General features: G+C 71.1%; 17 protein-coding genes and 1 riboswitch. Of the genes, 9 read left to right on the top strand and 8 right to left on the bottom strand.

The genetic code is table 11. From position 1 onward, the window contains the following. Positions 1 to 2: 2 nt before the first annotated feature. From paaC to paaA, 3 genes are read right to left on the bottom strand one after another with little or no spacing between them, the layout of a single operon-like run. A complete protein-coding gene (paaC, locus tag VFB40_RS19940) occupies positions 3 to 797 on the bottom strand; it encodes a 1,2-phenylacetyl-CoA epoxidase subunit PaaC (protein ID WP_324852865.1) in 795 nt (264 codons plus the stop codon). Continuing rightward, positions 794 to 1,102: a 1,2-phenylacetyl-CoA epoxidase subunit PaaB gene (gene paaB, locus VFB40_RS19935; protein ID WP_349261558.1), complete on the bottom strand. Its 309-nt coding sequence runs from the start codon at positions 1,100 to 1,102 to the stop codon at positions 794 to 796. The genes paaC and paaB overlap by 4 nt, the downstream gene beginning before the upstream one ends. Continuing rightward, positions 1,099 to 2,067, bottom strand: a complete 969-nt coding sequence (gene paaA, locus VFB40_RS19930) for a 1,2-phenylacetyl-CoA epoxidase subunit PaaA (protein ID WP_324852863.1) — start codon at positions 2,065 to 2,067, stop codon at positions 1,099 to 1,101. The genes paaB and paaA overlap by 4 nt, the downstream gene beginning before the upstream one ends. A 142-nt stretch (positions 2,068 to 2,209) precedes the next feature. On the opposite strand from paaA, the gene hisN reads away from it, so the two are divergent. Then, positions 2,210 to 3,004 carry a histidinol-phosphatase gene (gene hisN / locus VFB40_RS19925; protein WP_324852861.1) on the top strand — a complete coding sequence of 265 codons (795 nt, stop codon included), beginning with the start codon at positions 2,210 to 2,212 and terminating at the stop codon, positions 3,002 to 3,004. Positions 3,005 to 3,007: 3 nt separating this feature from the next. Continuing rightward, positions 3,008 to 3,727, top strand: coding sequence for a DedA family protein (locus VFB40_RS19920; RefSeq protein WP_324852859.1), 720 nt, complete (start codon positions 3,008 to 3,010; stop codon positions 3,725 to 3,727). A 6-nt stretch (positions 3,728 to 3,733) separates the two neighbouring features. Here the strand turns inward: VFB40_RS19920 and VFB40_RS19915 are convergent, their stop codons facing one another. Then, entirely contained in the window at positions 3,734 to 4,648 is a 915-nt protein-coding gene (locus VFB40_RS19915) for a DMT family transporter (RefSeq protein ID WP_324852857.1), read from the bottom strand. 402 nt (positions 4,649 to 5,050) lie between these two features. Here VFB40_RS19915 and VFB40_RS19910 point away from each other — a divergent pair, with 402 nt between their 5' ends. Then, entirely contained in the window at positions 5,051 to 5,851 is an 801-nt protein-coding gene (locus VFB40_RS19910; RefSeq protein ID WP_324852855.1) for a maleylpyruvate isomerase family mycothiol-dependent enzyme, read from the top strand. Here VFB40_RS19910 and VFB40_RS19905 read toward each other — a convergent pair. Then, positions 5,840 to 6,421: a hypothetical protein gene (locus VFB40_RS19905; protein WP_324852853.1), complete on the bottom strand. Its 582-nt coding sequence runs from the start codon at positions 6,419 to 6,421 to the stop codon at positions 5,840 to 5,842. The genes VFB40_RS19910 and VFB40_RS19905 overlap by 12 nt on opposite strands. A 232-nt stretch (positions 6,422 to 6,653) precedes the next feature. Between VFB40_RS19905 and VFB40_RS19900 the strand changes: the two genes are divergently transcribed. The 3 genes from VFB40_RS19900 (at position 6,654) to VFB40_RS19890 (ending at position 11,056) form a co-directional block, all read left to right on the top strand. Then, positions 6,654 to 8,009 carry a M16 family metallopeptidase gene (locus VFB40_RS19900; RefSeq protein WP_349261559.1) on the top strand — a complete coding sequence of 452 codons (1,356 nt, stop codon included), beginning with the start codon at positions 6,654 to 6,656 and terminating at the stop codon, positions 8,007 to 8,009. A 5-nt stretch (positions 8,010 to 8,014) separates the two neighbouring features. Next, on the top strand, positions 8,015 to 9,388 hold the full coding sequence (locus VFB40_RS19895) for a M16 family metallopeptidase (protein ID WP_324852850.1): 1,374 nt from the start codon (positions 8,015 to 8,017) through the stop codon (positions 9,386 to 9,388). 88 nt (positions 9,389 to 9,476) lie between these two features. Further along, positions 9,477 to 9,589: riboswitch (SAM riboswitch) on the top strand. 66 nt (positions 9,590 to 9,655) lie between these two features. Further along, positions 9,656 to 11,056 carry an aminotransferase class V-fold PLP-dependent enzyme gene (locus VFB40_RS19890; protein ID WP_324852848.1) on the top strand — a complete coding sequence of 467 codons (1,401 nt, stop codon included), beginning with the start codon at positions 9,656 to 9,658 and terminating at the stop codon, positions 11,054 to 11,056. Between the two features lie 34 nt (positions 11,057 to 11,090). Here the strand turns inward: VFB40_RS19890 and VFB40_RS19885 are convergent, their stop codons facing one another. Continuing rightward, positions 11,091 to 12,866: an FAD-dependent oxidoreductase gene (locus VFB40_RS19885; protein WP_324852846.1), complete on the bottom strand. Its 1,776-nt coding sequence runs from the start codon at positions 12,864 to 12,866 to the stop codon at positions 11,091 to 11,093. Between the two features lie 198 nt (positions 12,867 to 13,064). On the opposite strand from VFB40_RS19885, the gene VFB40_RS19880 reads away from it, so the two are divergent. Further along, on the top strand, positions 13,065 to 13,436 hold the full coding sequence (locus VFB40_RS19880) for a hypothetical protein (protein WP_324852844.1): 372 nt from the start codon (positions 13,065 to 13,067) through the stop codon (positions 13,434 to 13,436). Between the two features lie 46 nt (positions 13,437 to 13,482). On the opposite strand, the gene VFB40_RS19875 is transcribed toward VFB40_RS19880, so the two are convergent. Next, positions 13,483 to 14,601, bottom strand: coding sequence for an LLM class F420-dependent oxidoreductase (locus VFB40_RS19875; protein WP_324852842.1), 1,119 nt, complete (start codon positions 14,599 to 14,601; stop codon positions 13,483 to 13,485). A 247-nt stretch (positions 14,602 to 14,848) separates the two neighbouring features. On the opposite strand from VFB40_RS19875, the gene VFB40_RS19870 reads away from it, so the two are divergent. Both VFB40_RS19870 and VFB40_RS19865 read left to right on the top strand, forming a co-directional pair. Beyond that, positions 14,849 to 16,459 (top strand): Rieske 2Fe-2S domain-containing protein, encoded by a 1,611-nt coding sequence (locus VFB40_RS19870; RefSeq protein WP_324852840.1) that lies wholly within the window; start codon positions 14,849 to 14,851, stop codon positions 16,457 to 16,459. Positions 16,460 to 16,603: 144 nt separating this feature from the next. Continuing rightward, complete coding sequence (locus VFB40_RS19865; RefSeq protein ID WP_324852838.1) at positions 16,604 to 18,676, top strand: hypothetical protein; 2,073 nt, start codon at positions 16,604 to 16,606, stop codon at positions 18,674 to 18,676. Between the two features lie 14 nt (positions 18,677 to 18,690). Here VFB40_RS19865 and VFB40_RS19860 read toward each other — a convergent pair. Continuing rightward, the coding region (locus tag VFB40_RS19860; RefSeq protein ID WP_324852836.1) for a transketolase C-terminal domain-containing protein at positions 18,691 to 19,149 on the bottom strand (459 nt) is incomplete at its 5' end.

The raw sequence follows: 19,149 nt of genomic DNA, 5'->3' as shown, positions 1-19,149 counted from the left end.
GATCACCAGGCGGCACCAGGGTGCGCGCGGTACACCGACTGCATCTCGGCCAGCAGATAGCTGAGCGCTTCGGTGTGCAGACCGTTGCGGCCACCGGCGGGCCGCCACGCGCCGGTCGGTTCTACTCCGAGCGTGGCCTGCGCGAGGACCGCCTCGACCTGCTCGCTCCATTCCCCGTGCAGCACGGCCGGGTCCGCGGCGATGCCTTCGTTGGAGAGAGCGCTGACGAGGTCGTCGGCGGCGAACAGCTCCGCTGTATAGGGCCAGAGCTCTGCGACGGCGGCGGCCGCGCGGTCGTGGCTTTCCTCCGTGCCGTCGCCGAGCCGCACGGTCCAGCCCGCCGCGTATTCGACGTGGTACTCGACCTCGCTCAGCGCCTTGCCGGCGAAGGCGGCCAGGGTCGCGTCCGCGCTGTGTTCGAGCGCGCGGTAGAGCGCGCGCTGATAGGCGGAGAAGAACAGCAGCCTGATGATCGTGTGCGCGAAGTCGCCGTTGGGCAGCTCGACGATCAGCGCGTTGCGGTACTCGCGGTCGGAGCGGCGGAAGGCGAGCACGTCCTCGTCCTGCGCGGTGGACTGGCCCGCGCGAGACAGTAGGTAGCGAGCCTGGCCGAGCAGGTCGAGCGCGATGTTGGCGAGCGCGACCTCTTCCTCGAGGTCCGGCGCGCGGGTGAGCCATTCGGTCAGCCGGTGGGACAGCAGCAGCGCGTCATCGCCGAGCCGTAGCGCGTACTCCTCGACCGGCTTCTCCACCGGTCGGACGGCGACGTGTGTCTGTGTGGTGTGTGTCTCGGTCACAGGTTCTTCACCCCCTCCGGCAGCTGGTAGAAGGTCGGGTGCCGATACGCCTTGTCGGCGGCCGGTGCGAAATAAGGGTCCTTCTCATCAGGACACGAAGCACTGATGGCACCGCCGGGTACAACCCAGATCGAGACGCCCTCGCCGCGCCGGGTGTACAGATCGCGGGCGCGGCGCAGCGCGAGCTCGGCGTCGGCGGCGTGTACCGAGCCGACGTGCTGGTGCGACAGGCCGCGGCGCGGGCGCACGAAGACCTCCCACACGGTGCTCGGTGCTGTCGAATCGGCGGCGGGCGGGCTGCTCACTGTCGGGCTCCATGCTTCTGCGCGTACGCGGCCGCGGCGGCGCGCACCCAGGCGCCGTCCTCGTGGGCGGCGACCTTGCGGGCGATCCGCTGCCGGTTGCACGGGCCGTTGCCGGCGAGTACGGCCTCGAATTCGGACCAGTCGATCGGTCCGTAGTCGTAGTGCCCGGTTTCAGGATTCCACGACAGCCGCGGGTCGGGAAGGGTGAGCCCGAGCACTTCGGCCTGCGGGACGGTGATGTCCACGAAACGCTGCCGCAACTCGTCGTTGGAGTGCCGCTTGATCTTCCACTGGCTGGATCGCGCGGTGTGCGCCGAGGCGCTGTCCGGCGGGCCGAACATCATCAGCGAGGGCCACCACCAGCGGTTCACCGCGTCCTGCGCCATCGCGTGCTGCTCGGGGCTGCCGTGCGCCAGGGTGTAGAGGGATTCATAGCCCTGACGCTGGTGGAACGACTCCTCCTTGCAGATGCGCACCATCGCGCGCGCGTACGGACCGTACGAGCAGCGGGTCAGCGGGATCTGGTTGACGATCGCGGCGCCGTCCACGAGCCAGCCGATCGCGCCGACGTCGGCCCAGGTGAGCGTCGGGTAGTTGAAGATCGACGAGTAGCGCTGGCGGCCGGCGTGCAGGGCGTCGAGCAGTTCCTCGCGGGTGACGCCGAGCGTTTCGGCGGCGGCGTAGAGGTACAGGCCGTGGCCGGCCTCGTCCTGCACCTTCGCCAGCAGGATCGCCTTGCGCCGCAGGGACGGGGCGCGGGTGAGCCAGTTGCCCTCCGGCTGCATGCCGATGATCTCGGAGTGCGCGTGCTGCGCGATCTGCCGGATGAGCGTGGCGCGGTAGGCGTCGGGCATCCAGTCGCGCGGCTCGACCCGCTCGTCAGCGGCCAGCAGCGCGTCGAATCCAACCTGCGGATCGACGGGCCGCGCCTCCTGGGCTACCGATCCCGCGTCGACGACGGACACTCGCCACACCTCCCGACCGAACGTTCGGTTTAAGTCTCGCCGTTCCGCGTACCCGCGTCAATGCCGGGCACTCCCGGCCGCGCCCGAGAGTCGCCGCGCCGCGATTCAGCCCGCGACGCCGCCGAAACGGTAGGTTGGGGACGTGACGGGCTACGACGACGACTTGCGGCTGGCGCACGTCCTGGCGGACCAGGCCGACTCGCTGACCATGCAGCGCTTCAAGGCGCTGGACCTGAAGGTGGAGACCAAGCCGGACCTCACCCCGGTCAGCGACGCGGACAAGGCCACCGAGGAGCTGCTGCGCACCACGCTGAGCCGATCGCGCCCGCGCGACGCGGTGATAGGGGAAGAGTACGGGGACACGCCCGGCAACAGCGGGGCCACCCGGCGGCGCTGGGTGATCGACCCGATCGACGGGACCAAGAACTACGTGCGCGGCGTGCCGGTGTGGGCGACGCTGATCGCGCTGATGGAGGGCCCGACGCCGGTGGTCGGCGTGGTGTCCGCGCCCGCGCTCGGCCGGCGCTGGTGGGCCTCCAAGTCCGGCGGGGCGTACTCGGGCCGCTCGCTCTCCTCGGCCACGCGGCTGTCGGTCTCGAAGGTCAAGGTCCTCGAAGACGCCTCGTTCGCCTACTCCTCGGTCATCTCCTGGGAGGAGGACGGCAAGCTGGACGGCTTCCTCACCCTCTCCCGGGCCTGCTGGCGCACCCGCGCCTACGGGGACTTCTGGTCGCACATGATGGTGGCCGAGGGCAGCGTGGACCTGGCCGCGGAGCCGGAGGTCTCGCTGTGGGACATGGCCGCGATCGCGGTCATCGTCACCGAGGCCGGCGGCCAGTTCACCGCCACCGACGGCGACCCCTCCCCCGCCGCCGGCTCGGCCTGCACCTCCAACGGACTGCTGCACGACGCACTGCTGGCGCACCTGGGGGATTGACGGATGGTCACCTGGATCGTCGACCAGCTGCTCAAGCTCAACCCCTGGGTTGCCCTGACGCTGGTGTTCCTGCTGCCCGGCCTCGAAGCCTCGATCTTCCTCGGCTTCGTGCTGCCCGGCGAGACCGCGGTCGTCGTCGGCGGCTTCCTCGCGTACGAGCACAAGATCCCGCTGTACGCGGTGTTCCTGGCCGCGATCGCGGGCGCGATCCTGGGCGACTCGGCCGGGTACGAGGTCGGCCACAGGTGGGGCGACGCGCTGCTCGACAAGGCGCCGAAGCGGTTCGTGAAGCCGGCGCACGTGAAGCAGGGCAAGGATCTGATCAACCGGCTCGGCGGCCGCGCGGTGTTCATCGGCCGGTGGACCGCGGTACTGCGTGCACTGGTGCCGAGTCTGTGCGGTACGGCGCGGATGCGGTACCGCAGCTTCCTGCTGTGGAACGCCCTCGGCGGCGTGACCTGGGCGACCGCGTTCATCCTGATCGGCTACCTCGCCGGCACCGCATGGCAGCGCATCGAGCACTACACCAACGTGGTCAGCTACGCGCTGTTCGGCGCGGCGCTGGTCCTGGTCGTCGGGTTCGTCCTGTGGAACCGGCATCGGCAGCACGAGAAGGACGTCGAGACTGAGGCCGAGATGGCGCAGTCGGAGTCAGAGTCAGAAGCGGATTCGCAGTCAGACGCAGCGTCGAAGTCCGAATCGGCCCAGATTCACCGCAGCTGACCGCAGTCACCCATCCCGGCGATCGGGATGTTCTACCGGCTGGCCGCTGGTCGACGCCGGTGTCGCGTACTCGACGATCGCACGGTCGGCAGGCTTGGCATCGACCAGTTCGCCGTACCTGGAGAGCGCCAGCGCGCCACCGACCGCCAGCAGGAAGCCGGCCACGCCGACCGGTGCGAAGCCGCGGCGCGTGGTGTCCCCGAGCGCGATGAGGCCCACCAGGGCCGGGATTGCGGTCTCGCCGACGACCAGCGCGGCCGTCGTCGCCGTGACCGAGCCGCGCTGCAGCGCGCCGGCGAAGAACATGAAGCCGGTCACCGAGGCGATGATCGCGGCGTATGCCGCCGGGTCGGTGACCAGGTGCTCGACCTTCAGCGACGGTATGACCCGCACCGAGATCCCGAAGATGCCGAACAGGAATCCGGCCAGCGCGCCGAGGACCGCCGGGTGCACCTGCTTGAACACGTTCGCGACCACGATTGCGACCGCCGCGAGCGCGGCCGAGGCGACCAGCAGCCCGTAACGCGCCCCGGTGTCGAATGTGCCGCTGCCCTCTGGTCCCGCGGCGAGGCAGAGCAGGACGAGTCCGCAGATAACGGCCGTCACCGCTAGCTTGTCGCGGCGGCTCATGCGTGCATGGAGCAGCAGGACCGCAGTCACCGCTGTTACCGCAAGGTTCGTGTTCACTAGGGCCTGCACCGTGAACAACGTCAGGTTGCGTAGGGCGAACAGGTTGAAGCAGAGACCTACCGCATCAAGCGCCGTGCCCGCGAGGAATGGCAGTGAGCTGAGGACACGTACCAACAGCCGGTGGTCGATCTGCTCGGTACGCTCGACCCGCCGCGCCCCGACGGCCTGGAGCACCGAGGCGACGCCGTAACACAGCGAGGCCACCAGCGCAGCCATCAGGCCCCATCCCACCGGAACCCTCCTTAGCTCGCGCCTGACCGGAACGGCAAGCTTAAGATCACCTGAACCGCCTATCCACCCTATGGGAGATGCGGGCGGGAACATACCGGCCACGCGGGGGCGCCTTAGCGTGCCTAGCAGCGCGGTACACGGTCAAGGCTGTTGCCTCAGTGAGTGACGCGCCGCTACGAGACGGATGTCACGTGGCGTTCAGCGGTCGTTGGCCTCAAGCTTTAAGGAATAGCGCTCGGAAGGCATGCCAGCCCCCGACTCAGGGGACAAACAGCCTTACCACCCTTTCGCGCTGCCGAACGCCCCTGCGGGGGCCCAGGGAGCAAAACCGTCGACGACGCCGTGCGAGGGCGTCGCCGTACCCGCGTCACCCCAGCACGAACGATCCCAAAGGAGCCTCCGGTGCCCACCCTCGCCCCGTCGCCCCGCCGTCGGACCGTCCGCCACGAGACCGCGATAGACCTGCTGGACGGCGAGATCCGCCGCATTGCCGAGCTGGCCGCGGACACCTCGCCGTCCACCCCGGTTCCGGGTTGCGGGGATTGGACCCTCTCCGACCTGATCGACCATGTCGGACTGATTCACCTGTGGGTGCGCACGATGGTCGAGAAGCTGGCCCCCGAGCGCATCGACCGGCGGCCCATGACCTCCGGGATGCCGCAGGACTGGTCCGCGGTTCCGGCCTGGTTCTCCCGCAACGGCGCCGGGCTGGTCGCCGCGCTGCGGGCCGCCGACCCGGAGTCGCCGATGTACTCCTGGGCCGCGGTCAAGCACGTGAGCTTCTGGATCCGCCGGATGCTGCACGAGACCACGATCCACCGCACCGACGCCGAGGCCGCGGCGGGCGTGGTGAGCCGGATCGAGCCGGCGGTGGCCGTCGACGCGGTCGACGAGCTGCTCGAGCTGCTGCCGTTCGCCGCCATCTTCCGTCCGGACGTGCGCGACCTGCGCGGCGACGGCGAGACGATCCACCTGCACGCCACCGACCTGGACGGCGAGCTGCCCGGGGAATGGCTGATCACCCTGGAGCCGGAGGGCTTCCGCTGGTCGCACGCGCACGTCAAGGGGGCGTCCGCGGTACGCGGCAAGGCGCAGGACCTGGCGCTGTTCATCTACGGCCGGCGCAAGGTGGGCGACCCGGAGCTCGAAGTGCTCGGCGACCGCTCGCTGCTCGCGTACTGGTCCGCGAAGTCAGTGTTCTGACAGCTCGGACTGTTCTGAGAGCTCGGAGTGTTCTGACAGCTCGGAGTGTTCTGACAGCTCGGAGTCGGCGGGCGGCACGAGCCGCCCGCCGGACAGCCGGAATCCCGCCTCGCGCAGCACCGGGATCGAGGACTCGAACAGCCCGATGATCCGGCGCGCCACGTAGAAGCAGATCAGCCCGCACGGGATCTCCGCGAACACCGCCAGCAGCACGGCGATCACCTGGGCGCTGGCGTGCCGCGCGGTGAGCACGTCGAACCAGGCGTCGATGAACAGCATCGTCCCGGTCGCCGTGGCCGTGATCGCGCCGCGCGGGGAGCGCCTGGCGATCCGGTAGGCGGTCAACGCGAACGCGATCACCAGGAAGCAGTCGAAGCCGCCCCAGACCAGCCGCGAGTGCTTGCTCACCACGCCCTGTTCGGTGGTCGTGAACAGGAAGACGATCCATGGGATCAGCACCACCGCGCCGCCGACGAAGAACCACTCGACCCAGGTCGGCAGCAGCCGGGTGCGCCGCAGCTCGGCCGCGTCCCGCCGCTCGCGCTCAAAGCGCCCCGCTCGTGCCGCCACCCGGCCTCACCGCTTCCTTGCTCGCGCTGCGCCGGTGACCGTGCCGGCTTCCGACACCAGTGTCACGGCTGACACCGCAGCCCCGCTCAAGGGGCGCCTTCCCGCCGGCGGCCCGCGGCAACCCGCTCGTCGGCCGCCGTTGCCCGCGTCCCGCCCCTTATGCTGGCCTGACACGGCTCATGCAGGCTTCAGCGACCTTGGATTGGGGGCCCGGGTGGCGAACTCGGCGCACTTGACCACCGCCGGCGCGACCGCGACAAGCGACGGCACGGCCCAGGCGGCCGCCGGCGGTTTCGCTTGGCCGGTCGAGCAGTTCTCCCTCGGCAACGGGCTGCGCGTCGTCGTGGCTCCGGACCATTCGGCGCCGATCGTCGCGGTGAACCTCTGGTACAACGTGGGCTCCCGGCACGAGCCGCCCGGCAAGCACGGCTTCGCGCACCTCTTCGAGCACCTGATGTTCGAGGGTTCGGCGCAGGTCGCCAAGGGCGAGCACTTCGGCGTGCTGCAGGAGGTCGGCGGCGCCGCGATCAACGCGACGACCAGCTCGGACCGCACCAACTACTTCCAGACCGTGCCGTCCGCCGCGCTGGCCACCGTGCTGTGGCTAGAGGCGGACCGGATGGGCGCACTGGCGCTGACCCAGGAGACGCTGGACAACCAGCGCGAGGTGGTCAAGAACGAGCGACGGCAGCGGTACGACAACGTGCCTTACGGCCGCTGGCACGAGGTGCTCGGCGAGCTGGCGTACCCGGAGGGGCATCCGTACCACCACTCGACGATCGGCTCGATGGCCGAGCTGGACAGCGCGCAGCTGTCTGACTTCACCGCCTTCTACGAGTCCTACTACTCCCCCGACAACGCGGTGCTCACCGTCGTCGGCGACACCTCGGCCGAGGAGGTGCGCGAGCTCGCCGAGCGGTACTTCGGCGCGTTGAGCCCACGGCCACGGCCCGCGCTGGCGCAGGTAGAGGCGCTGCCGCCGGTGCTGGGCAAGGCCGAACGGGTCGAGCTTGCCGAGCCGGTGCCACTGCCTCGGGTCTTCTTCGCGTTCCGCTCCGCCCGCTTCGCCGAACCGGGAGCGGCGGCCGAGGACGTGCTGAGCGTCGTACTCGGCCGGGGCCGCGGCAGTCGGCTGTTTCGTGAGCTGGTCACCGAACGGCGGCTGGCGCAGGCCGAGGGAGGCTATCTCGGCACCTGGCAGCGGGCCTGGCACGCCTCGATGATCACCGGGATGGCGACGCCGCGCGACGGGGTGACGCTGCCTCAGCTGGAGTCGGCGTTCTTCGAGGTCTGCGAGCAGGTCGCGGCCGACGGGGTCACCGAGGAGGAGCTAGGCCGGGCCCGCTCGATGCTGGCCGCGGACTGGTCCCGTGAGCTGGCCACGGTCGGCTCGCGGGCCGACCAGCTCGGGAAGCACGCGACGCTGTTCGGCGACGCGCTGAAGATCACCGATCGGCTGCCCGAACTGCTCGAGGTCAACGCGGCGCAGGTTCAGGAAGCGGCCGCCCGGGTGTTCGCGCCAGACAACCGGATCACGCTGGCATATGAACCTTCGACCGGACGCAACGACGAGAGCGCGGAGGCCTGAGACCCGTGACTGAGACCTCTGCGACGTCGGCGAACTCGAGCGTCCCCGCCCCGCTCGCCGCGCGCCCCGAAGTGTTCCCGCCGCGCCCGTACATCTTCCCTGAAGTGCGCACCGTGGCCGTCGGTGCGGGACGCGTCGTCGCCGCGCACCTACCCGGCCAGCCGATCGCGTGGCTGTCGGTGCTGCTCGACGGCGGGGCGCTGCACGAACCGGCCGGCCTCGACGGTCTGGCCAAGGCGACCGCGGGACTGCTCGACGAAGGAACCCTCAAGCGCAGCGCGGACGACTTCGGTACCGCGGTCGAGTCGCTGGGCGGCAGCTGGTCCGTGGACACCGGCTGGGAGACCGCGCGCATCTCGCTCGATCTGCCGATCCGCGAGGCAGCGGCCGGAGCGGACCTGCTGGCCGAGGCGGTGCGCACCCCGGCGTTCACGGACACGGACGTCGAGCGGTACCTGTCGGACCTGGTGGCGGCCAAGCGCGAGTCCTTCGCGCGGCCCGGCCCGCGCGCGCAGCTGGCGCTGCGTTCGGCGCTGTACGGCGCCGACTCCCGCTTCGGCCGGCTGACCGGCGGCGACCCCGAGTCGGTCGCCGCCCTCGACGCCGAGGCGGTGCGCGCCTTTCACGCGACCTGGCTGCGGCACGCGGGAACGCTGCTGATCGCCGGCGACCTGGACCAGCTGGACGTAGCGGCGCTCGGCCGGACCGTCTTCGGCGACTTCCCGGCGTCCACCACTGCGCGGCCGGCCGCCCCGGTCGCGTTGCCGCAGCCGCAGCGGCTGGCGATCGCCGACCGGCCCGGCGCCGTGCAGTCCACGCTGCGGATCGGTCACCCGACCGTGACGCGGGCGGAGGCGGCGCAGCACGGGATCGACGTGGTGGCGCTGCGCATCGCCGCGACGATTCTCGGCGGCACGTTCACCTCGCGCGTCAACCACGAGCTGCGCGAGGTGAAGGGCTACACGTACGGCGCGCACGCGGGCTTCGACCTCGGCCGTCCGGTCGGCCTGTTCTCGTTCTCGGCCGAGGTGCGCACGGACGCGACCGCCAACGCGGTAGCCGATACGCTGCGCGTCATCGACGAGTATCTCGACGGCGGCGCGACGAGCGTGGAGCTGGAGAAGACCCGCGCGTATCTGACCGGAGCCACGCCGATCGGCTTGCAGACCGCCGGCGCGGTCGGCTCGCGGCTGGTCGAGATGGTGCGCCACGGCCTGCCTACGGACTACGTGACCACCGAGCACGCCCGGATGCTGGAAGTGACGCTGGACGAGGCCAACGCGGCCATCCGGGCGGCGCTGCGTCCGGCGCAGCTGGTAGTCGCCGTGGAGGGTGACGCCTCCGTCGTCGGCGCCTCGCTCGAAGCCCTCAACCTGTGATTCGGCGGCCCTGAAGCAGCCCCGGCCGGTCCACTCCCCGAAACGCGCTTGCCGGGCCGGCCGGCGCCCGTGCTAGTCTCCTGGCCAAGGTCATGAGTGCCAGCGCTAAGCCCCGGCTTGCTGGCCGGCAACCCTTCCACCGCGATGGGGTGCCCCGGATGGAGACCGGGCCGCGCGGGAGTCGCGTGGCAAGCGCGGATCCGCTGCGCACGTAAGCCATCGCGGCTTGCCCTGCGGGTCCCCGGACCCGTGAGGGGACGAGGCGTCATGTCGACCGCCACATATCAGCCCGCTGTCAGCACCGGAACCGCCGCGACCGCCGCAGGCCCGCTGCGCCGTGTCGTCGGCGCCGATCTCCCGGTTCCGGTCGTCACCGGCGGCACGCTGCCGTACGCGAACCTCGACTACGCCGCCTCGGCTCCGGCCCTCGCCGAGGTCGCCGAGCACATCGCCACCGCGCTGCCGTACTACGCGTCCGTGCATCGCGGCGCCGGCTATGCCTCTCAGGTATCGACCGCGCTGCTGGAGAACGCGCGAGCCTGCGTCGGCCGTTTCGTGGACGCCCGCCCCGATGACGTGGTCGTGTTCGTGCGCAACACCACCGACGCGCTCAACCTGCTGGCCAGCGCGCTGCCGGAAGACACCGCGCCGGACTCAGGCACCGCCCGGGGCGGGTCGGTGCTGTACCTCGACATCGAGCACCACGCGAACCTGGTGACCTGGCAGCGGCGCGGGCACGTCGTGCTGGAGGCCGCGCCGACTATCCGCGAGACGCTGAGCGACCTCGACGCCGCGCTGGCCGCGACCCCGACCGCGCTGGTCGCGGTCACCGGTGCGTCCAACGTGACCGGCGAGCTGCTCCCGATCAAGCGGATCGCCCGCATCGCGCACCGGCACGGCGCGCGCGTCGTGGTCGACGCGGCGCAGCTGGCCCCGCACCGCCGGATCTCGCTGCGTGAATCAGGCGTCGACTACGTGGCGTTCTCGGGCCACAAGCTCTACGCGCCGTACGGAGCGGGCGCGCTGGTCGGCCGCCGCGACTGGCTCGACGCCGCGCCGGCGTACCTGGCGGGCGGCGGTGCGGTGCGCGAGGTGACCACCGAGTCAACCGGGTGGGCTGCCGCGCCGGCCCGGCACGAAGCGGGCACGCCGAACGTCCTCGGCGCCGCGGCGCTGGCGAAGGCCTGCGAAACCCTTGCCGCGCAAGGCGAGGCCAGCCTGTCAGCCCACGAAGAAGCACTTCGCGACCGGCTCATCAACGGCCTGACCCGGAACGCGGAAGTCAGCGTCCTGCGCATCTGGGCGGACTCCACCGACTCCATCGGCGTGGTCGCCTTCACGGTCTCCGGATTCGACGCGGGACTGGTCGCGGCGTACCTCTCCGCCGAGCACGCGATCGGCGTGCGCGACGGCCGCTTCTGTGCCCATCCCCTTCTCGCCCGCCTCGGCCTCGGCAAGGACGGAGCGGTGCGCGCCTCGTTCGGCGTCGGCTCGACGACCGCCGACGTGGACCGTCTCGTCGCGGCGATCGACCAGCTCGTCGCCACGGGCCCGGCCTGGGCCTACGAACGCGTCGACGGCCGTCACGCACCGATCGACGACCCGCGTCCGCTGCCCGACTTCGCCGGCCCGGCCCGCGGCCCCGCCTCCCCCTGCGAGGCCGCGTGACGTCGGCGCGGCGGCTCGCCGTCAAGGGACTGAGTCAGGTTTGCGGCCCCTGCCAGTCCCCTTCGACCGAGTCCTCCCCGATCGGGTCGTCGTGAGCGGTGGCGAGTGAGTCAAGGTACTGGCTGATCGCGGCCACCGCCACCGCGCCCTGGCCGACCGCGGAGCCGATCCGCTTGATCGAGCCGGCGCGCACGTCGCCCGCGGCGAAGACGCCGGGGACCGAGGTCTCGGTGAGCAGCGGCGGACGGTCGAGCGGCCAGGACATCGGCAGCAGCTCCGGGCGCAGCGCCACCTCGGTGTCCGTCAGCACGAAGCCGAGTTCGTCCAGGGCCACGGTGTCCCGCACCCAGTCGGAGAAGGGCACCATGCCGATCAGCACGTAGAGGCTGCTGGCCGGGAGCACGTCCGTGGCGCCGGTGTGCATGTCGAGCAGGACCACCTTCTCCAGCCGCCCATAGCCGCGCAACTCGCCGACCTCGGCGCCGCAGCGGACCGTGATCCGCTTGTGCTCCTCGATCGCCGCCGCGTGCTTCTCCGAGAGCGCCGCCCCGGCGAGCGTCGGTTCGCGCACCACCAGCGTCACCGAGCGGGCGTGCTCCGCGAAGCCGAGCGCCGCGGCGGCAGCCGTGTCGCCGTCGCCGACCACGATCACGTCCTCGTCGGCCGCCGCCTTCGCCTCCGCCGCGGACGCGCCGTAGTAGACCCCTGCGTTGACCAGGTCCTCGGCTCCGGGCACGTCCAGCTTGCGCCAGGTCATCCCGGTCGCGACGAGGACCGCGCGGCCGACCACCGTCTTCCCGTCGTCGAGCAGCACCCGGTGGGCGCCCTTGAGCGGCAGCAGCCCGGTGGCGACCTTCGCGCTGCACCACTCGACGCCGAGCCGCTTGGCCTGCGCCAGCGCCCGGTGCGCGAAGTCGGCGCCGCTCAGGCCGGCCGGGAAGCCCAGGTAGTTGTCCACCCGCGTGGTGATCCCGGCCTGGCCGCCGGGGCAGTCGTCCTCGACCACCACCACGGACATGCCTTCGCAGGCTCCATACACCGCGGCCGCCAGGCCCGCCGGGCCCCCGCCCACGACCACCAGGTCGTAGCGGTCGCGCGTCGCCTCCTGGGTCAGGCCGAGGGCCGCGGCCAGCTCCGCGACGGTCGGGTCGTAGAGCGCGCGGCCGTCGTCGAAGAGCACTGTCGTGGGCGCGGGATTCGGCAGGTTCAGGTCGCGGGCCAGCGCGTGCGCCTCCGGGTCGTCGGACAGGTCGAACCAGGTGAACGGCACCAGGCTGCGCGCGAGGTAGTCCTTGACCAGGTACGACTTCGGCGCGAAGCGGTGCCCGAGCACCGTCACCCCGACCTGGGCCGCCGCGTGCTGGGCGAACCAGTCGGTCAGCAGGTCGTCGACGATCGGCAGCAGCCGGTCCTCCAGCGGCTCGGCGGGCAGCACCAGGTACCGGTCCACCTGCGACTGGTTGATCGCCTGCAGCGCCGCGTCGGCCTGGTCCATCGTGGTCAGCAGCACCCGGCGGGTGGCCGGCGAGGCGATCCCGACGTGCCCGAACAGTGCGACGCCGGAGCCGTCCGGCAGCCGGTGCGAGCAGATGACCAGGGATACCGCGGTCCCCTCTACGGTCAGATAGGTCAGCACGTCGGACGCCTCGCGCACGCCGCCGGCGCCGATCACCCGGCAACCCGGGCCTAGATGCCGGCGCAGCGCCTCCACGAGCTCGTCGCGCTGCATCGCGTCCGGGCTGACCATGAGCACCGCCGAGGTGCGCGGGTGCGCGGAACGCGCGATTGCGGAATGCGGAGCCTCAGCCATGGCCGCAGGCCTCCTTCGAGCGTGGACTGGCGTGGACGGGGTCCGCCCGCGAACTGGACGAACTACCGCGAAAGTAACCCCACCGGGCACGCGGCGCGCTTTGAGTGGAGCCAACGGGCTACACGTGTGCGGCGCGGGCGCGCGGGCACCATCCCTGTACGGTTCGCGTCGGCGAACACGCACGAAGAAGGGGCATCGATGCTCGCCACTGGCCCTCAGATCCAAGCCCTGTCCGACGGAGCGGCCACCGGCGTCATCATCGCCGTCGGCGCAGGGGGTTCCTTCGCACTCGTACTCGTGCTCACTCTGCTAACCGTGCGCCGCTCGGAACGCAAGGCCATCCGCGCCCGCGAGAACCAGATGGCCACCGTCGGCGCCGGCAATGGGCAGGACGCCTACCCTCCGCAGCCATACTCTCCCGACGAGCCGCGCAGTCATCGCCCTTACTCGCGGCAGTATCGGATTCCCCGTCAGGACAACGGTCACGGCTCCACGAACGGCTCACGGCCGGCCGACTCGGCAGGCACGGGCATACCGATGGCGCCCTGGCCTCCGAACGAGGACGACTAGAACCACCCCTGTCCCGTTGAGCGGGACGAGTCCGCGGCCGTCCGGTTCAGGTAGCGGCGAGAGCGCTGAGGGTCTCGGGATTGTGCGGCACGAGGATTACGTCATCGACACCGACGGCGCGGTACTCGCTCAAGGCCGCTTGCACGGCGGTGACCGAACCGACAGCGGCGACCGAGTCGAGCATCTCCGGGGGCGCTGCCGCGACGACCGACCGGACATGGGCACCTGAGCGCGCGAGGCGGACGATCTCGCCGAAGCCGGCCTCGGTGAACATCCCGGCGAAGCCGGCCGCGCGTACGTACGGCATCAGCGCGCGCAGCATGTCGCGGCGGGTGCCCTCTTCGGGATCCACAGCCACGGGCACCCACACGGCGAGTCGCGGCGGCTGCCTGTTCGCGCGCTCCGCCGCCAGTTGGATGCGTCCGCGCAGCCGCGCCAGATGCTCGACGGTGCCTATCGGAACGATGAGCCGGTCGGCGCGTGCGACGGCCACCTCGGTCAGCTCGGCACCGAATGCGAGCACGCTCAGGTCCGCGTTCGAGGGCGGCAACGCGCAGACGAAGCCGCGGGTGCGCACGAGGGCTCCGGCGAAGTCGACCGGCATTCCGGCCAGCAGCCCGCTGTCGCGGCGCGGCCCGCGAAGCACCGAGGCCGACTCGGCGACCACGGTCGCGGGAACCCCGCGTGCGCGTCCGTGCCACTCCTCCACCACCGTGGAGGTCGAGGCGGCAAGCGCGACGCCGACCTTGCGGCCGGTCAGGGCAGCGACCGATGCGGCACCGCGTGCGACGGTTACCGGATCACGCACGCCTGCGGGCAGCGGGCCGAGGCAGAGCGCAGCTGGCCCCTCCCCCAGCGCCGCGCCGAGGGCGAACGCGTCATGCCCGGTCGCCTCGCCGAGCATCACCTCGCGGTACCCGAGCTGGTCGGCCAAACGAGCGATAGTGACGGCTGTGGCCGGATCGCCGTCCGCGCGGGCCCCCACCAGGACCCCCAGCTCCGCCGGGGTCGGAGCGGGAACGGGCTGCCGCGGCTCCGCCACCCGAGCCGTGCGGGCACGCCGCACCGGCGCGGGGCTGACGACCGCCGGGCCGGGGGCCGCGCCGCGCCGCGCCGCGTCCTGCGGGGCGCCGCTCACCGAACCGCCGTCCTCCCCAGCCGACATGGTCTTCGAACCAGGGCCCGGAAGTCCGGTGGAACCCTGCACTCGTTCAAGATCCGAAAATTCGCAGCACACACTTCAAGATCGAGCTAGCTGATCCAGCTGCGGAAACCGTAGCGGCTCCGCGGCCGGTGGCGGAAGGTCGCCGGGCCTGTCGGCCGGTTAACCTCCGGTCGGATAGGTTAGACAAACTGCGCGGGCCGCGCTCGCGCACCCTGAGCGATGTAGCGGACACGAGGAGTGCCAGCCAGTGCGTATCACCTCGATCGGCCACGCCGGCCTGCTGTTGGAGACGGCGGCCGGGCGGATCGTCTGCGATCCCTGGTTCACCCCGGCCTACTTCGGCTCCTGGGTGCCCTTCCCGGACAACACCGGCATCGACCCGCAGTGGGTGGGCTCGGCCGACTATCTGTACGTCTCGCACCTGCACCGCGACCACTTCGACCCGGACTGGCTGGCCCGGCACATGTCGAAGGACGCCACCGTGCTGCTGCCGGACTTCCCGGTGCCGGACCTGCGGGACGCGCTGGAGGATCTCGGCTTCAAGCGGTTCGTGCAGACCCGCAACAACCAGGTAGTCGAGGTCGATGGTCTGCGCGTTCTTATCAATGCGCTGGTCTCGCCGACCGACGGACCGATCGGCGACTCGGGGCTCGCGGTCGACGACGGGAACGTGCGCATCTACAACCAGAACGACTCTCGCCCGGTGGAGGCCGGGCCGATCGAGGAGTTCGGCGCGCTGCACGCCCACTTCCTGCAGTACTCCGGGGCGATCTGGTACCCGATGGTCTACGACTTCCCGGACCGGATGAAGGAGACCGTCGGCAAGCGCAAGCGGCGCAACGGCATGGCCCGCGCGCTCAAGTACATGGACCAGTACCACGCCGCGCACGTCTTCCCGTTCGCCGGGCCGCCCTGCTTCCTGGACGACGACCTGTTCCACCTCAACGACTTCGAGCGGGACGAGGCGAACGTCTTCCCGGACCAGTTCGTGTTCCTCGAGTACCTGGCCGAGCAGGGGCGGGAGAACGCGCACCTGTTTCTGACGGGCACGACTGTGGAGCTGTCCGGCGACGGCAGTTGCGTGGTGGAGCAGATCCCGGAGCGTGAGGTGGCCCGGATCCGCGATGATCGGCGGGCGTATCTGCTCTCGTACAAGCAGAAGGTGCAGCCGGTCATCGACGGGATCAAGGCAGCGCTCCCGGCGGACCGCTCGGATCTGGTCGGGCAGCTCAAGGAGTGGGTGGAGCCGCTGATCGCGACCGCGGACCAGACCTGCGCCGGGCTCAACGGCCGCATCCTGCTGGAGGTGGCGGCGGTCGACGGCGGCGCCGACGAGCTGATCCTGTTCGACTTCCTGGACCGGCGGATCGACTTGTACGCCGATGAAGAGGTGCGCTACCGCTTCCGGGTCGCGCGGCCGCTGATCGAGCAGCTGGTGCGGCACCGCGAGCAGGACTGGGTGAACGAGCTGTTCCTGTCGTGCCGGTTTGAGGCATCACGTAAGGGCCCTTACAACGAGTACGTATACACGTTCTTCAAGTGCCTCTCCGTGGAGCGGATGACCTACGTCGAGGGCTACTACGCCGAATCGTCAGGGGTCGAGGATTACGCGCGCGTCGACGGTTACGTGGTGCAGCGGCACTGCCCGCACCTGAAGGCCGACCTGGTGCGTTTCGGCACGGTGCGCGACGGCGTGCTCACCTGCCAGCTGCACGGCTGGGAGTTCGAGCTGGCCACCGGCCGCTGCCTGACCAGCGACGATCGCAAACTGCTGAGCCGGCCGTGCCGCAGCGGCGAAGGCGCCGACGCCGCGCAGGACGCCGCTTTCCCGGAGATCACGGCCGCCACAGTGGACTGATCGCGCTACCGGGTTTTCCCTGCTTTCCGCGCCGTTCCGGTCGCACAGTGCCGCACGGCTGTGCCATTCTGACACCGTGTCGTCAAGTTCCACCGGGGCTGACGGCCCTTCAGGGGGCGGTGCGTGGGGAGGCGTGCGTTGGCGGTGTCTGAGGCGTCCCGGAACAACGGCACCAGCGCGGCGCCGCACCTGACACGGCAACAGCAGCCACAGCCCGAGCCGCCGCGACCGCCCCTGCCGCGGCGCCGGCTGCGCCCGACGGCGCGCCTGCGGGAGCTGTGGACCCGGCGGCCGAACGTCTTCGCCTTCCTGTTGCTCGGCTCGCTGGTGCTCTCCCTCGGGGTCGCCTCGTGGAGCACCGGCTTCCACAGCGGCTTCTGGCCGAACTTCCTGCTCAACTCCGCCGGCGACCTGATCGGCGGCATGATCGTGCTCTTCCTCATCGAGCCGATCGTGCGGCAGGCCGCGGCGCAGCAGATCCGCCAGCACCCGCGTCTCGACTACGGCTGGTACCTGCGCCGGGTCGGCGAGGCGCGCAGCCAGGTGCGGATCCTGGACACCTTCTCCGGGCTCTTCGGCAACGACCACGACGCCGCGATCAGGGCACTGCGGGACGCCGCGATCCAGGGCACCGACATCAGAGTTCTGCTGATGAGCCCGAACACCGACGCCTCGGCGCTGCGCGAGTTCCAGCTGCGCCAGACCATGCCCGGCCTGTGGATCAACGACCGGATCCAGGCGAACATCGCGGACTTCCGGCTGCTCGAAGCGGCGATCCTGGCGGTCGGCAACGGCCTGCCGCACGGCCGGTTCGAGCTGCGGCTCTACACGGTGGCAGCGCCGTTCACGCTGTACGGCTGGGACGACCGGGCGCTGTTCGCCTTCCTGCCGCCGCACGCCCTGTCGAATCAGTCCACGCAGTTGGAGATCACCGACCAGTCGCAGCTCGGCCGGGAGGCGCTGGACCAGTTCGAGGCGATCTGGGCCGACGCGGCGCCGATCCCGCAGCTGCTGCCGGTGCGGGTGGTCGACGAGCAGGCGACCCGGGACCTGCTGGTGCGCTTCGTGCACATCGACAACGCCACCTACCTGATCAGCAAGCGGATCGACGCGGCGATCCACGCCAACCCGGCGCTGCGGATCCGGTTCGGCGATCAGAGCACGATGTTCCAGCCCGAGGCGGTGGCCTCGGACGATCCGGTGGCGCGGGTGCTGGACCGGGAGTTCTACGCCAAGTACGCCCGCCGGCCCGACGCCGGGTTCCACCTGCTGCGCCCCGAGGACGACCTGTCCACGCCGACCGATCGGCCGCGCGAGTACGACTCCCTGCCGACCCGCACCCTGCTGGACCTGATCGCCGAGTCACAGGAGGTCATCCGGATCCTGGACACCAGCTCCACGCTGATCGCCGAGGGCGGCGCGCCCCTGGTGCGCACCATGGAGCAGGCCCTGGCCCGCGGGGTCAAGGTGCAGGTGCTGCTGCTGGCCCCGACGACGCAGGCGGCGCAGGACCGGGCCGCGGAGATCCAGGACCCGGCGTTCGACACCAGGATCGAGGAGAACATCAGGGAGCTGCGGCGGCTGGCGCGCAAGACCGAGATGGACGGGCTGGCCGCGGACCGGCTCGAGGTGCGGCTCTACGACCGGCTGCCGGAGTGCAGCGTGCACCAGGTGGACGACCGGATCATGGTCGCCTTCCTGCCCTACCAGCGGCGCACCTCGCGGGTGAAGCACCTGGAGATCGCCAACGACGCCTCGCTGGGCCAGTTCGCCCGGCTCCAGTTCGAGTCGAAGTGGCAGGCGGCGCGGCCGCTGGAGGGAATGCGCTACGCGGATCTGCACAACGGCAGGGACTCAAGGCGGCTGCTGCTGCGGATCTGGGAGGCGCAGGGCGGCGAGGGCGCCGGGGTCTCGCGTTACCTGGCCTCGACCAGGATGGAGGGGATCCTGACGGCCAGCGGCCGCGGCCCCGGGCCCGGCGAGGACGCGCACGTGCCGGACGTGCGGCTGGAGGTGGAGGACCAGCCCGGGGTGGCCTACTGCCTGTCCGAGCCGGTCTTCGCCGACTCGCCGGAGGGCATCCTGGCGGCCGAGGCCTTCGAGGGCGTCTTCGGGGTGGCCCCGGACGCGCCGATCCGCCGCCTCGACCCGGCCGGCGGGCCGGCACCGGGAACGGCGCCCGCTCCGCAGGAGGAAGAGGCGCCGTCCCGGCTTTAGCGACTGCGTCGCGGTCAGGCGGACATGGCGCGCTCCACGGCGTCGAGCACGCGGTCGACGCTCGGCAGGTGCCAGTGCTCGAGCTTCGGCGGCGGGTAGGGGATGTCCAAGCCCGTGACGCGGAGCACCGGGGCTTCCAGCCGGTAGAAGCAGCTCTCTGATACCCGGGCGGCGATCTCGGCGCCGAATCCGGCGAACCCGGCGGCCTCGTGCACCACGATGGCGCGGCCGGTGCGCTCGACACTGGCCATGACGGTGGCGTCGTCGAAGGGGACGAGGCTGCGCAGGTCGAGGACTTCGAGGTGGTAGCCGAGTTCGGCGGCGTGCTCGGCGGTCTCAAGGGCGACCGGCACGGTCTGGCCGTAGGCGATGAGGGTCAGGTCCCGGCCGGGGCGGCGGATCGCGGCGGTGCCGATCGGCCCGGTGGTGACCGGGAGGGTGAGCTGGGCCTTGGACCAGTACAGCCGCTTGGG

It is taken from the genome of Actinocrinis sp. (assembly GCF_035650855.1).
Classification (GTDB): Bacteria; Actinomycetota; Actinomycetes; order Streptomycetales; family Catenulisporaceae; genus Actinocrinis.
The sequence above is the reverse complement of the archived record's forward strand: the minus strand, read 5'-3'. Positions and strand labels throughout refer to the sequence as shown.